The following is a 13,288-nucleotide window of genomic DNA, read 5'->3' on the forward strand; positions in this document are numbered from 1 at the left end:
CAGGAGGACGCTTGCTAAGCGCATTCGGCCGGGCATTTCGGACGCCTGATCTGCGACGCAAGTTGTTGTTCACGCTGGGAATCATCACAATCTTCCGCTTGGGAGCTTTTATCCCCTCGCCTGGTGTGAGCTACCAAAATGTTCAGCAATGTTTGTCAAGCAATCAGGACCAGGGCGGCCTCTACCAGCTCGTCAACCTGTTCAGCGGTGGTGCACTGCTGCAGGTTTCGATCTTTGCCCTGGGGATCATGCCGTACATCACGGCCAGCATCATCGTGCAGCTGCTCCGCGTGGTCATTCCGCGGTTCCAGCAGCTGTATGACGAAGGTGCCTCGGGCCAGTCGAAGCTGACGCAGTACACGCGTTATCTGACCATTGCGCTGGGCCTGCTGAACGCCACCACTTTGGTATCGCTGGCTCGCTCCGGGCAGCTGCTGCCCAACTGCCAGCTCCCGATCATCCCGGACACGAGCATCATTGCCACGATTCTTGTGGTCATCACCTTGACGGCTGGTACCGGACTCATCATGTGGATGGGCGAACTTGTGACCGAGAAGGGCGTGGGCAACGGTATGTCCCTGCTCATCTTCACGTCCATCGCAGCCGGTTTCCCGACCTCCCTTGGCGCCATCTGGAATTCCAAGGGACCGGGCACCTTCTTCACGGTGTTGGCGATCGGTCTCGTGACCGTGGCCCTCGTGGTCTTCGTGGAGCAGTCACAGCGGCGCATTCCGGTCCAGTACGCGAAGCGTATGATCGGCCGGCGCACTGTCGGCGGGACAAGCACGTACATCCCCGTCAAGGTGAACATGGCCGGCGTCGTGCCCGTCATCTTCGCTTCCTCCATGCTCTACCTGCCGGGGCTGATTGCGCAGTTCAACCAGCCGAAGGCCGGGGAGTCCATCGCCCCGTGGGTTGAGTGGATCAACAACAACCTCACCAAGGGCGACCACCCCATCTACATGGCGCTGTACTTCGTCATGATTGTGTTCTTCACCTACTTCTACGTCGCGATCACCTTCAACCCTGAAGAGGTCTCGGACAACATGAAGAAGTACGGCGGGTTCATTCCGGGCATCCGGGCGGGTAAACCGACCGCGGACTACCTGCAGTACGTGCTTTCCAGGATCACCCTCCCCGGAGCCTTCTACCTGGGCTTCGTGGCGTTGATTCCGCTGGTCGCACTTGTCCTGATCAGCGCCAACCAGAACTTCCCGTTCGGTGGCACGTCAATTCTGATCATGGTTGGTGTGGGCCTGGAAACCGTCAAGCAGATTGATGCGCAGCTACAACAACGTCACTACGAAGGGCTTTTGCGATGACGAGAATGCTGATCATTGGACCCCCGGGTTCGGGCAAGGGAACCCAAGCCGAGCGGATTTCCGGGCGCTTGGGCGTAGTCGCCATTTCCACCGGCGACATCTTCCGTGCAAACGTCAAGGGCGAAACCCCGCTGGGTATCGAAGCCAAGAAGTACATGGACGCCGGCGATTTCGTTCCGGACAGCGTCACCAACAAGATGGTCCGCGACCGGCTGAGCGAGAGCGACGTCGAGAACGGGTTCCTGCTCGACGGGTACCCGCGCACCACCGCCCAGGTGGAATACCTGGACCAGATCCTCGCCGACACCGAAGAGAAGCTCGACGTCGTGCTTCAGCTGACGGCCGACGACGAGGAACTTGTTTCACGCTTGCTGGGCCGCGCCAAGGAGACCGGGCGCTCGGACGACAACGAAGGTGTCATCCGCCACCGCCTGGACCTTTACCACGAGCAGACCGAGGCCGTCGTGGCCAAGTATGCCGACCGCGGCATCCTGACCCGAGTCGATGGCATTGGCGGCATCGACGAGGTCACGGACCGTGTGTTGCTGGCCATCGAGGCTGCCAAGGCGGTCTAGTTGCCGTATGACTCGTGAAAAGGGCGTGTCCCGCATCCGGAGTGAAATACTCCGGACGCGGGACACGCCCTTTTCTGCACCCCTCCCGGACCGCGCATCGTGAGGCCTCCGGCACGTTTGCGGCTCCGGTTTCCGGCACGGGCGCGGATGCGGGAAAATAGGGGATCAGAGGGTGATCTGCTTCTGCAGCCCACTACAAGCAGTACACGACAAGAGGAGACCATGGCGTTCGGCCAGCCCCGCATCGAATACAAGACCAACGAGCAAATGCGCAAGATGCACGAGGCCGGATTGGTCCTCAGCAGAGCGCTCGACGCGGCCGTTGAAGCTGCGAAACCAGGCGTGACCACGCGCGAGATCGACGCCGTGTTTGCGGCGGTCCTCATCGACGCTGGAGCGAAGTCGAATTTCCTCGGTTACCACGGCTTCCCGGCCACCATCTGCACGTCCGTCAACGAGGAGGTAGTCCACGGCATTCCCGGTGACCGCGTCCTCCAGGACGGGGACATCATCTCGATTGATGGCGGAGCAATCGTGGACGGTTGGCACTCCGACTCGGCGCGCACCGTGATAGTCGGTGCGGCGGATCCTGAAGACCAGCGGCTCTCGGATGTCACCCAGGCCGCCATGTGGCGTGGAATCGCTGCTTTGGCGAAGGGCAAGTTCGTGGGCGATATCGGCAACGCCGTGGATGACTACGTCTCGTCCGTACCGGGGAAACCGCTCGGCATCCTGGAAGACTACGTCGGCCACGGCATCGGTTCCGAGATGCACATGGCCCCTGACGTGTTGAACTACCGCACCACGCACCGCGGCCCGAAGATCAGGCCGGGACTGTGCCTCGCGATTGAACCCATGCTCGTCCGCGGCAGCATCGAAACGGCAACCCTCGACGACGACTGGACCGTGGTGACCACTGACGGCAAGCGTTCGTGCCAGTGGGAGCACTCGGTCGCCGTCCACGAAAAGGGCATCTGGGTGCTTTCCGCGCCCGACGGCGGTGCGGAGCAGCTGGTGCCGCTCGGCGTCGTGCCCGTTCCGATTCCCTGACGTCCGGGCCGGGAACCGATACGCAAAATCCCTGGCGACTCCGGAATTCCGGTGTCGCCAGGGATTTTGCGCATCAGGGGAGTTAGCTAGCTCTTGAGCTTGGGCTTTACGTCCTTGGTGTAAATGCCATCGAGTGTTGCCTTGAGGTCCGTCATGGTGGCCTTGACATCGCCTTGCTGGGTGAGGATCTTCGCGGCAGCCTTGGCCATTTCCTGGTCGGCGCCCGGCAGGAATACGCGGGCGTTGTCCTGCACCTTGGTCACTGCGAGCTGGTCCATGGCCGTCTTGATCTGCGGGGTCTTGGCCAGGACGGCGGTCATGTCCGCGGAGACGCGCGTAGGCATGTAGCCCGTCGCGGCGGAGAATGCTGCGGTGTTCTCCGGTTCGGTCATGAACTTCAGGAAGGTGGCAGCCGCGAGCTGGACTTCCTTGCTGACACCGCTGGGAATGCCGAGTCCGGCGCCGCCGGTGGGGCAGACGTTGGTCTCTGCCTTGGGTCCGCCCGGCAGGAAGCCGACGCCGACGTTGAACTTGGCGGACTTCAGCACGCCCAACAGGTCTCCGGTTGAGGAGATCGTGGTGGAGGTGATGCCTGCGGCGAAGTCGTCCGCGGCGTTCTTGGAGGAGACGCCGGCCCACTTGTCCTTGTAGATGGAGTCCTGGGCCCACTGCAGCGCCGCGACCGACTCGGTGGAATCGCAGTTGATGGTCCACCCGTTGGACCAGCTGCCGCCCCAGCCCCACAGGTTGTTCTGCAGGGTCCAGCCGGCGTATCCGGCGAGGGCGGGGTAGATGTAGGCGTACTTTGCGCCCGAGCTGGCCTGAAGCTTCGGGGCCCAGTCGGCGAACTCCTGCCACGTCTTCGGAGCCCGGTCCGGAAGGCCGGCGGCCTTGAAGTGGTCCTTGTTGTAGTAGAAGAGCGGCGTGGAGCGGCCGTAGGGGAGCGCCCACTGCTTGTTGGCGTATTGGTAGTCCGCAACGAGGGACTTCTGGAAGTCGTCAATCTTGACGTCCAGCTGCTTGATGAGTCCGTCCAACGGAATGATGTTGCCGTTCGTGTAGTAGCGGAACCACCAGACGTCGGAGAGCACTACGAGGCCGGGGAGGGCCGACTTTGCAGCCTGGGAGGTCTGGAACTTCTGGGCGATTTCCTCGTAGTTGGCGCCTGCCGTCACGAGGTTCACTTTGATGTCCGGGAATTTCGCTTGGAACTTGTCGATGATCGATTGCTCGACGGCCTGGGACTGCCCGGGGTGGCTGGTCCAGAAGTCGAACGAACCGGCCGGCTTGACGCCGGTGAAGTCGATGTCCGAAGGGCTGCTGCTCGCTCCGCTGCCGCTGGTCGACGGACCGCCGCATGCTGCCAGGGCTGCGGCGCCGACTCCGAGTCCTGCGAGCCCCAGGAAGTTTCTACGGTCAAGGTTCATTGCCATGGTTGGTCCTCTCAAGGATGCAAAGGTGTTGAGGTTGTGTTCGAACAGTGCGGCCGGGGTTCGGGGAGGGCCGCGGTGGATGGTGCGGTGTTGCTAGCCCGTGACGCTGCCCTGGGTGAGCCCGGCAACGATGTAGCGCTGCAACGCTGCGAAGACCAGGAGGATGGGGATGATCACCAGGACTGCGCCGGCCATCAGGATCCCCCAGCCGGCGCCGTTTCCTTCAGAGTTCTGAAGCAGGGTCAGGCCGACCGGGAGGGTCATGGTTTCCGGCCGGTCGGTGATGATGAGCGGCCAGATGTAGTCGTTCCATTCGCTGACCACCGTGACGAGGGCAACGGTGGCGATGGACGGGAGCGAGACGGGAACGACAACTTGCCACAGCCTGCGCCAATGGCCGGCGCCGTCGATTTCCGCGGCTTCGAGGATGGAGCCCGGAAGGGTCTTGAAATGCTGGCGAAGGAGGAAAGTTCCAAAGGCCGTGCCGAGTCCCGGAAGAATGATCCCCCACAGGGTGTTCTTCCCGCCGATCCCAGCGATCAGGATGTAGTTGGGGAGGATCGACACCTGCGGCGGCACCATCAGGGCCACGAGGATCACCACGAAGATGATGTTCTTGAACGGGAAGCGGACAAAAACCAGGGCGTATGCCGTCAGGATGGCCAGGATCACCTTGACCGTGGAGCCGACCGTGGTGACGATGAGGCTGTTCAGGAAGAACCGCGCGAACGGCACCGTGGTCATGGCCGTGTGGTAGTTCTCGAGGTTCAGGCCTTGCGGCAGGATCTTGAGATCAGTGGTGACGATTTCGCCCGGCTGCTTGAAAGAACTCAATACCATCCACAACAGCGGCAGGACCACCACGAGCGTGGCCACGATCAGCGGGATGTAGCCTCCGGCCAGTGTCTGGACCAGGTTTGCGCGGGAGAAGGGCTTGTCGCGCCGCGCTGGGAGATCCGGACCGCCGTCGGGAGCTTTCAGGGCCCCGACGCCGCTAGCGGGGTTTGGGCTGACGGGAGAGAGCGTGCTCATGAGTAGTGCACCTTCCGTTCGACGAACCGCAACTGGAGCACGGTGATGATGAGCAGGATGGCGAAGAGCACCACTGAGATGGCGGCGGAGTAGCCGGCGCGGTTGTAGGCGCCGAAGGCTTGCAGATACGCCTCGTAGATCAGCGTGCTGGTGCCGTTGCCCAGCGGTGTCATGATCCGGATCAGGTCAAAGGCCTGAAGCGAGCTGATCATCGTGGTGATCAGGAGGAAGAAGGTGGTGGGCGAGAGCAGCGGAACGGAAATGCTCATGAAGCGGCGGACGCCGTTGGCTCCATCAAGGGATGCTGCCTCCATGACGTCCTTCGGGAGTGACTGGAGCCCGGCAAGGTAGACGACCGCGCAATAGCCGAGGTTCTTCCAGACGTAGACGATGATGACCATCACGAGGGAGAGCTGTGGATCGTTGATCCACTGCGGGCTTTGCTGGCCGATGCCGCGGAGCATCCAAGACAGCACGCCGTATCCGGGGTCGAAGATGAACAGCCACACGAGGCCGACACCCACGCCGCTGAGGACGTAGGGGGCGAAGACCGCTGAACGCGCAAATGTGGTGCCGCGGACCTTCGCGTTCAAGGCGAGGGCCACCAAGAGGCCCAGCACCATGGAACCGCCGACGGTGACCGCGGTGAAGACGAGGGTGGTGCCAAGTACTTGCGGAGCGTCGGAGCTGGTGAAGAAGGCGACATAGTTGTCAAGGCCCACGACGGTGGCTGAGGTGGAGCCCAAGGTCCAGTCGAGGGTTGAGTAGTACATGTTGTTGATCAAGGGCAGATACGTGAACACCGCGATCAGCGCCAAGTTCGGCAGGGCCAGTGCCAGGAACACAAAGAAGTCTCGTCGGGTTCGGCCGGACCAGCGTCCCCGGCGCTGAGGGGCCGGGACAGCCTGCGCGGTGGCCGCGGGGCTGCCTGTGAGTTGTCTTGTCATGGGAGGTCTCTAACGGTTTGCAGATATCGGGGCGCGCCGGACCCGAACTATCGGGTCAAAGGGGGGCGGCTAGTTTTACCTCACCACACGGAAACACCTGTCAAGTCAAAAAGAGGGCTGTTCGCGGGATTGTTGGACAAGGCTTTTGCGCTTGTTTACTCAATGTTTCGTGGCGGATGGGCCCGTGTTTACATTCGAGGCACGACTACCGCTTGCGCCCAACTGGCTCGCAGTTGTTGTCGTTTAGACGGCTCATAACGACAACAACTGCGAGCTAGTTGGGTGGCGGGGAGCAGAATGGGCACATGACTTCCAAGATCACTGATGTGCCTGGAATCCGGGTGGGACATGTCCAACGGACCGGCGATGGCTGGCTGAGCGGGGTGACCGTTGTCCTTCCGCCTCCGGGGACGGTGGGTTCGGTGGACGTACGCGGCGGCGGGCCGGGCACACACGAGACGGACGCGCTCGACCCCACCACCCTGGTGCCCACGGTCGACGCCGTCGTGCTCACCGGCGGGAGTGCCTTTGGTTTGGTCACGGCCCACGGTGCCCAGCGATGGTGCGAAGAACAAGGACGCGGATTCGCGGTGCCCGGGGGAGTGGTGCCGATCGTTCCGGCCGCGGCAATCTTCGACCTGGGCCGCGGCGGCGACTTTGCCGCCCGCCCCGACGAAGCCATGGGATACGAAGCGGCCGGTGCGGCCGCGGCGTCGGGCGAGCACGCCGACGTCGGGCGCGGAAACGTCGGCGCCGGTACCGGTGCCGTGATCGGGCGGGGCGCGTTCAAAGGGGGAGTGGGCACCTCGTCGGTCACCTTGGACAGCGGCGTGGTGGTGGGTGCGCTCGCAGTGGTAAACGCGCTGGGGATGCCTATCGGCGCATCGTCCGGGCCGGGGGAACCCGCCAACTCCGAACCGGCTGGACCCCCGGCACTGAACACCACACTCGTCGTCGTCGCCACGAACGCGGTCCTCGACCCCGCCGAATGCAAGCGCACTGCGAGTGCCGCGCACGCCGGCCTCGCCCGGGCGCTGAGTCCTTCCCATACCCTCGCCGACGGCGACACTGTGTTCGCGCTGGCAACGGGCGCCGTCGCGCTTGACCGCAGTTCGGAACAAGCAAGGCAGGTTTCGCTCATTACCCTGCAAAGCGCGGCAGCGGACGCCGTCCGCCTTGCTGTCCTCGATGGTGTCGCGGCTGCGGAATCGATCACGACGGCGGCAGGCACCTTCCCTGCCTACGGCGCGGTTTAGCGGGATTCGCAGGGCTCCGCGGCACGGTGAAGGGTGACACCGTGCCGCTGTCTGCGCTAGCATGGGCGGATTTAACTTTCGCGCCGTCTTGGCGTAGAGTTGTCTGTTGGTTGTCTGCACAGCCACGCCCATTTAACAGGTCGCGAGTCCTGCTTCGTGGAGTGGCAGGAGCCGGACGGCCAAACAAACAAAAAACGTCCGCAGATTTTCCGGTGCCTAACCGGAGGATTGCGGCAAACAACAGTTAGCGGAGGATATGGCCAAGAAGGACGGGGTCATTGAGATCGAGGGCGTTGTGACTGAGGCGCTGCCCAATGCGATGTTTCGCGTTGAGCTCACCAACAAGCACATCGTTCTTGCACATATCTCGGGGAAGATGCGACAGCACTACATCAGGATTCTCCCTGAGGACCGCGTAGTGGTGGAGCTAAGCCCTTACGACCTCACACGTGGTCGCATCGTCTACCGCTACAAGTAATTGCTGGGCGGCAGCCTTGGGAAACCGGGGTAGTTGCCGCGACAGCTGACCAACTGCAACACGCAAAGGAACGCCATGAAGGTCAAGCCGAGCGTTAAGCAGATCTGCGACAAGTGCAAAGTGATCCGCCGTAATGGCCGGGTCATGGTGATCTGCGAGAACCCGCGCCACAAGCAGCGCCAGGGCTAATTCCCCGCAAGGGAACTAGCGCCCGAGAGGGCAAACCTGGGTTGCTAACCCACGCAAGTAAATAAAGGCAGCACAAGCTGAATCGGGACGTATTAGAGCCTGGACAGCTAACCCCCGGTCGGAGGCTGGGGCCGCACTGAAAGTGCGGGTGTACTGCCTACGACCTCCGGTTTATTCAAGGAGTACTGCCACTATGGCTCGTCTCGCTGGCGTAGACATTCCCCGCGAAAAGCGGTTGGAAATTGCGCTTACTTACATCTACGGCGTGGGCAAGACCCGTGCACACGAAACCCTGGCTGCCACCGGCATCAGCGCTGACGTTCGCGTCAAGGACCTGACTGACGCCGAGCTGGTCCAGCTGCGTGACTACATTGAAGGCAACTACAAGGTTGAGGGTGACCTTCGCCGCGAAGTAGCAGCAGATATCCGCCGCAAGGTTGAAATCGGCAGCTACGAAGGCCTGCGTCACCGCAAGGGCCTGCCCGTACGCGGTCAGCGTACGAAGACCAACGCTCGTACCCGCAAGGGCCCGAAGCGTACCGTCGCCGGCAAGAAGAAAGCCGGCCGCTAGAAATAGCAGCTGACTTTCCCCCGATAACTTTCTGTAGGAGAAATAATGCCCCCGAAGACTCGTGGCGCGGTTCGCAAGCCGCGTAAGAAGGACAAGAAGAATATCGCGCTTGGCCAGGCGCACATCAAGAGCACCTTTAACAACACCATCGTGTCCATCACGGACCCGAACGGTGCTGTAATCTCCTGGGCTTCCGCCGGTGAGGTTGGATTCAAGGGCTCCCGCAAGTCCACCCCGTTCGCTGCCCAGATGGCTGCCGAGGCTGCTGCAAAGCGCGCCCAGGAGCACGGTCTGCGCAAGGTTGACGTGTTCGTCAAGGGACCGGGATCCGGACGCGAGACCGCAATCCGTTCGCTGCAGGCCGCTGGCCTCGAGGTCGGCTCCATCCAGGACGTCACCCCCAGCGCCCACAACGGTTGCCGCCCGCCGAAGCGCCGCCGCGTCTAATTGGATTCTTGGCCTTGCCGGCCGGGTTCGCCACGGAACAGCCTGACTGTTCCGTGGCGCCCGGCCGGCAAAGCCGGAACCAAGCCGATTTCCACCACCTGTGTTGCGTCATATAGCGGATGCTCGCCGAAAGGAAACCTAAGTGCTTATTGCACAGCGCCCCACTCTGTCTGAAGAAGTAGTCTCCGAGAACCGCTCGCGTTTCATCATTGAACCGCTGGAACCGGGCTTTGGTTATACCCTCGGAAACTCCCTCCGCCGTACCCTGCTCTCCTCCATCCCCGGTGCTGCTGTAACCAGCATCCGGATCGATGGCGTGCTGCACGAGTTCACCACGGTTCCGGGTGTCAAGGAAGATGTCACTGAGATCATCCTGAACATCAAGAACCTCTCGGTGTCCTCCGAGCACGATGAGCCGGTTGTTGCATACCTGCGCAAGCAGGGCCCCGGAGTCGTCACGGCCGCGGACATCGCTCCACCGGCCGGCGTCGAATTCCACAACCCGGATCTGCACATTGCCACGCTGAACTCGAAGGGCAAGTTCGAACTCGAACTGACCATCGAACGCGGCCGCGGCTACGTTTCGGCAGCTCAGAACAAGTCCGGCGACTCCGAGATCGGCCGTATCCCGGTCGACTCGATCTACTCGCCGGTCTTGAAGGTTACCTTCCGCGTGGAAGCTACCCGTGTTGAGCAGCGCACTGACTTCGACAAGCTGATTGTCGACGTCGAGACCAAGCAGGCTATCGCCCCGCGCGACGCCGTTGCTTCGGCAGGCACCACCTTGGTGGAACTGTTCGGTCTTGCACGTGAGCTGAACACCGCAGCTGAAGGTATCGAGATTGGCCCGTCGCCGACGGACGCTGCCCTGGCAGCTGACATGGCACTGCCGATCGAGGATCTGGACCTCACCGTCCGTTCCTACAACTGCCTCAAGCGTGAGGGCATCCACACCGTGGGTGAACTCGTTGCCCGCTCCGAGGCTGACCTGATGGACATTCGTAACTTCGGTGCGAAGTCCATCGATGAGGTCAAGGCAAAGCTGGTTGAACTGGGTCTGTCCCTCAAGGATTCCCCTCCCGGTTTCGATCTTGCAGCCCGCGCCGCAGCCATCGAAGAGGACGACGCCGCGTTCAGCGACGACGAGCTCTAACAAGCAGATCTTGGCCACCGAGTCCACGTTCGGACCCGGACGGCCTTCATTACAGGAGAAATTACTATGCCTACCCCCACTAAGGGTCCGCGCCTCGGAGGCGGTCCGGCTCACGAGCGCCTGATGCTCGCGAACCTGGCAGCAGCCTTGTTCGAGCACAAGCGCATCACCACGACGGTCACCAAGGCCAAGCGCCTGAAGCCGTACGCGGAGCGCCTCGTGACCTTCGCCAAGCGCGGCGACCTGTCCTCCCGCCGTCGCGTGCTCGGCCTGATCAGCGACAAGGGCGTTGTCCACGAGCTGTTCACCGACATCGCCGGCGCCGTTGCCAACCGCGATGGTGGATACACCCGCATCACGAAGATCGGCAACCGCAAGGGCGACAACGCTCCCATGGCTGTCATCGAGCTGGTTCTTGAGCCGGTTTCCCCGAAGCAGGCTGTAGTTGCCGAGGCAACTGCTGCTGCCAAGAAGGACGCTGAGAAGGCTGCTCCGGCCGCCGAAGAAGCCGCTCCGGTTGCTGAGGAAGAGGTCGTTGAGGCTGAAGCCCCCGAGACCGAAGCCGAAGCTCCCGAAGCTGAAGCTGCTGAAACCGAAGAGGCTCCGGCCGCTGAGGAAAAGAAGTAATTCACTGAATTCTTCACAGTAGACTTAAGTCTATGAACGAACGAAAACCCGCTGCCCCCGTTTTGGGGGGCGGCGGGTTTTTACGTGTCCGGATGGATCTCTCGTACGACGGGTGCCCTTTCAACGGGTGGGCCGTTCAGCCCGGTCTCCGGACCGTGCAGGGTTCGTTGGAAGAGGCGTTGGCGCTGATCGTGCGGCGTCCTGTGCGGGTCACCGTGGCGGGGCGGACCGACGCCGGTGTCCACGCGCGAGGACAAGTGGCGCACTTTGATCTGTCCGAGGCCGAGTGGGGCGGACTGCCGAGGGGCCACGAGATCGACCCCTCTGCAGCGCTGCTGCGGCGGCTTCGCGGAGCCTTGAGCCGGGTCCTGCTGGATGAGACCGGCGCCATTGAAGTCCACGACGTCGGACTGGCGCCTGATGGTTTCGATGCTCGCTTCTCAGCGTTGTGGCGCCGCTACAGCTACCGGATCGCCGATGGCGCCGAGCGCTGGGATCCTGTCCTGCGCAGGCTGACCCTTTGGCACAAGACTGAGTTGGACGAGGACGCGATGAACGGGGGAGCCGCGGCGCTGCTCGGGCTCCAGGATTTCCGCGCGTACTGCAAGCCGCGTGAGGGAGCCACCACCATCCGCGAGCTGCAGCGGTTTGAGTTCGTCCGCGGCAGTGACGGTGTGCTGGTGGCCAACGTCCAGGCGGATGCCTTTTGCCACAACATGGTGCGCGCCCTGGTGGGATCGGCATTGCGGGTGGGGGAGGGACTGGAGAGTCCTGAGTGGTTGCATGAACGTTTGCTTGCCGGCGTGAGGGATGCCAAGTCGGTGTTGGCCGCGCCGCACCCCTTGGTGCTTGAGGAAGTGGCCTATCCCTCCGACGACGAACTATTCGCGCGAGCTGAGCTGACGCGGGCTCGGCGGGAGTAGGTTTGGGGCCGGATGGTCGCTTCCGGGACGGCCCGGCGGTTGGCCGGGGCTTGGACGTTGGACGGCCCCCTCCCGGCTCTGGGCACCGTGGAGGGGGCCTGCGATGACCGCCTGCGGTTCTGGGTTCGCGGGTGGTCGGTCAATAGCGCCCCAGATGCGCTGGTCCTAGGAGTTCAGAGATGCCTAGGGTACTCCGAGTGCCACTTTCACGGCGTTGGCCAGGCCACCGATGAATCCGTTGAGGGCGAGACCAAAGGCACCAACGCCCACGACGATGACTACAGCGATGAATCCGACCAACATCGAGTACTCGGTGGCTGTGGCTCCGCGTTCCTTTGCGAAGAACGAGATGAGGCACTTGAGCTTCCTTTTCATGATGACCGATCTTTCAGACGATGTGCGCCGGTGCTTAGGAGAAGGCTGCGATAATCTTCATGACCGCTGGACCCAAAAGGATGATGAACAGCGTGGGGAAGATGCAGAAGATTAGTGGAAACAGGATCTTCACCGGGATCTTCATGGCATGCTCCTCCGCCGCCTGCCTGCGCTTGGTTCGCATCTCTTGTGCCTGGGACTTAAGGACTTTGGCGATTGCGATACCGTAGGCATCCGCCTGGACGACCGCCCTGATGAAGCTCCGAACGTCGGGTACATCCACGCGCTGGGACATATCCAGGTAGGCGTCCTTGCGGCTCCGTCCCACTTGGATGTCCTGCAGTGTCCGGATGAATTCATCGGCCAGGGGACCCCGCCCATTTTCGGCAGCACGGGCCATCGCCGCCTCAAAACCGAGCCCCGCCTGGACAGCAATCAGCATCTGGTCCAGTGTGTTTGGCAGTTCCAGGCGGATGGCAGCCCGACGTTTTTGAGCATTGGACCTGATCAGTAGATCCGGTACGAAGTAGGCCAGCGCAATGACGCCGAGGCCAAGGAGGAGACGGCCGACTGATCGATCTCCGAGGAACAGGACGAGACCGAGCACGGCGCCGCCGAGTGCCAAGAGCGGTTTGACCATCAGGATCCGCCCCAGCGGCCAATCCTTCGGCCGTCCCGCGCCGGCCAATTGCATGTCGAGCCAGGCCACGTAACCGTTCGGCGCAAGTTGTCGTGAAAATGCCGTCAATCGATCCCGTGCGTTGGCAGACTGCGGCGCGGCTGCCGCGCGGGCCCCCAGATTGGTGCGGATATTGCGAAGGCCTGCCCTGTCGCCGGTGACGACGAGCCAGACCATCCAGGATACGGGCGCCACAATGGCCAACATGGCCGCATAAGCGATGGGTTGCAT

The 13,288-nt window shown here is 62.4% G+C and carries 16 protein-coding genes; 11 read left to right on the forward strand and 5 right to left on the reverse strand.

Annotated elements, in window-relative coordinates; translation table 11 throughout:
- Positions 1–11 precede the first annotated feature (11 nt).
- The 3 genes from secY (at position 12) to map (ending at position 2,947) form a co-directional block, all read left to right on the forward strand.
- Positions 12–1,322: a preprotein translocase subunit SecY gene (gene secY / locus BMF89_RS16100; protein WP_078108097.1), complete on the forward strand. Its 1,311-nt coding sequence runs from the start codon at positions 12–14 to the stop codon at positions 1,320–1,322.
- 5 nt (positions 1,323–1,327) lie between these two features.
- Entirely contained in the window at positions 1,328–1,897 is a 570-nt protein-coding gene (locus BMF89_RS16105; RefSeq protein WP_171983521.1) for an adenylate kinase, read from the forward strand.
- Between the two features lie 222 nt (positions 1,898–2,119).
- Positions 2,120–2,947 (forward strand): type I methionyl aminopeptidase, encoded by an 828-nt coding sequence (map, locus tag BMF89_RS16110; RefSeq protein WP_078108099.1) that lies wholly within the window; start codon positions 2,120–2,122, stop codon positions 2,945–2,947.
- An 86-nt stretch (positions 2,948–3,033) separates the two neighbouring features.
- Here map and BMF89_RS16115 read toward each other — a convergent pair whose 3' ends face one another.
- The 3 genes from BMF89_RS16115 to BMF89_RS16125 all read right to left on the reverse strand — a co-directional run bounded on the left by BMF89_RS16115 (position 3,034) and on the right by BMF89_RS16125 (position 6,359).
- Positions 3,034–4,380, reverse strand: a complete 1,347-nt coding sequence (locus BMF89_RS16115; protein ID WP_078108100.1) for an ABC transporter substrate-binding protein — start codon at positions 4,378–4,380, stop codon at positions 3,034–3,036.
- A gap of 93 nt (positions 4,381–4,473) precedes the next feature.
- Positions 4,474–5,412 carry a carbohydrate ABC transporter permease gene (locus BMF89_RS16120; RefSeq protein WP_078108101.1) on the reverse strand — a complete coding sequence of 313 codons (939 nt, stop codon included), beginning with the start codon at positions 5,410–5,412 and terminating at the stop codon, positions 4,474–4,476.
- Positions 5,409–6,359, reverse strand: coding sequence for a sugar ABC transporter permease (locus BMF89_RS16125; protein ID WP_216353834.1), 951 nt, complete (start codon positions 6,357–6,359; stop codon positions 5,409–5,411). The genes BMF89_RS16120 and BMF89_RS16125 overlap by 4 nt, the downstream gene beginning before the upstream one ends.
- 305 nt (positions 6,360–6,664) lie before the next feature.
- Here BMF89_RS16125 and BMF89_RS16130 point away from each other — a divergent pair, with 305 nt between their 5' ends.
- The 8 genes from BMF89_RS16130 (at position 6,665) to BMF89_RS16165 (ending at position 12,003) form a co-directional block, all read left to right on the forward strand.
- On the forward strand, positions 6,665–7,615 hold the full coding sequence (locus BMF89_RS16130; RefSeq protein ID WP_078108102.1) for a P1 family peptidase: 951 nt from the start codon (positions 6,665–6,667) through the stop codon (positions 7,613–7,615).
- A gap of 256 nt (positions 7,616–7,871) precedes the next feature.
- Positions 7,872–8,093, forward strand: coding sequence for a translation initiation factor IF-1 (gene infA, locus BMF89_RS16135; RefSeq protein ID WP_009358723.1), 222 nt, complete (start codon positions 7,872–7,874; stop codon positions 8,091–8,093).
- A 75-nt stretch (positions 8,094–8,168) separates the two neighbouring features.
- Entirely contained in the window at positions 8,169–8,282 is a 114-nt protein-coding gene (rpmJ, locus tag BMF89_RS16140) for a 50S ribosomal protein L36 (RefSeq protein WP_011775570.1), read from the forward strand.
- 193 nt (positions 8,283–8,475) lie between these two features.
- Positions 8,476–8,853, forward strand: a complete 378-nt coding sequence (gene rpsM, locus BMF89_RS16145; RefSeq protein WP_011775569.1) for a 30S ribosomal protein S13 — start codon at positions 8,476–8,478, stop codon at positions 8,851–8,853.
- A 45-nt stretch (positions 8,854–8,898) separates the two neighbouring features.
- Positions 8,899–9,300: a 30S ribosomal protein S11 gene (gene rpsK / locus BMF89_RS16150; protein WP_028265083.1), complete on the forward strand. Its 402-nt coding sequence runs from the start codon at positions 8,899–8,901 to the stop codon at positions 9,298–9,300.
- Between the two features lie 142 nt (positions 9,301–9,442).
- Positions 9,443–10,453: a DNA-directed RNA polymerase subunit alpha gene (locus BMF89_RS16155; RefSeq protein WP_011692778.1), complete on the forward strand. Its 1,011-nt coding sequence runs from the start codon at positions 9,443–9,445 to the stop codon at positions 10,451–10,453.
- A gap of 66 nt (positions 10,454–10,519) precedes the next feature.
- On the forward strand, positions 10,520–11,080 hold the full coding sequence (gene rplQ, locus BMF89_RS16160) for a 50S ribosomal protein L17 (protein WP_078108103.1): 561 nt from the start codon (positions 10,520–10,522) through the stop codon (positions 11,078–11,080).
- 32 nt (positions 11,081–11,112) lie between these two features.
- Positions 11,113–12,003, forward strand: coding sequence for a tRNA pseudouridine synthase A (locus tag BMF89_RS16165; RefSeq protein ID WP_171983518.1), 891 nt, complete (start codon positions 11,113–11,115; stop codon positions 12,001–12,003).
- A 183-nt stretch (positions 12,004–12,186) separates the two neighbouring features.
- Here BMF89_RS16165 and BMF89_RS16170 read toward each other — a convergent pair whose 3' ends face one another.
- Together BMF89_RS16170 and BMF89_RS16175 are read right to left on the reverse strand one after the other, a co-directional pair.
- Complete coding sequence (locus tag BMF89_RS16170) at positions 12,187–12,378, reverse strand: Flp family type IVb pilin (protein WP_078108105.1); 192 nt, start codon at positions 12,376–12,378, stop codon at positions 12,187–12,189.
- Between the two features lie 34 nt (positions 12,379–12,412).
- Positions 12,413–13,288, reverse strand: coding sequence for a type II secretion system F family protein (locus tag BMF89_RS16175; RefSeq protein ID WP_078108106.1), 876 nt, complete (start codon positions 13,286–13,288; stop codon positions 12,413–12,415).

Origin of the sequence: Arthrobacter sp. SRS-W-1-2016, from assembly GCF_002009585.1 — a bacterium.
GTDB lineage: Bacteria > Actinomycetota > Actinomycetes > Actinomycetales > Micrococcaceae > Arthrobacter > Arthrobacter bambusae_A.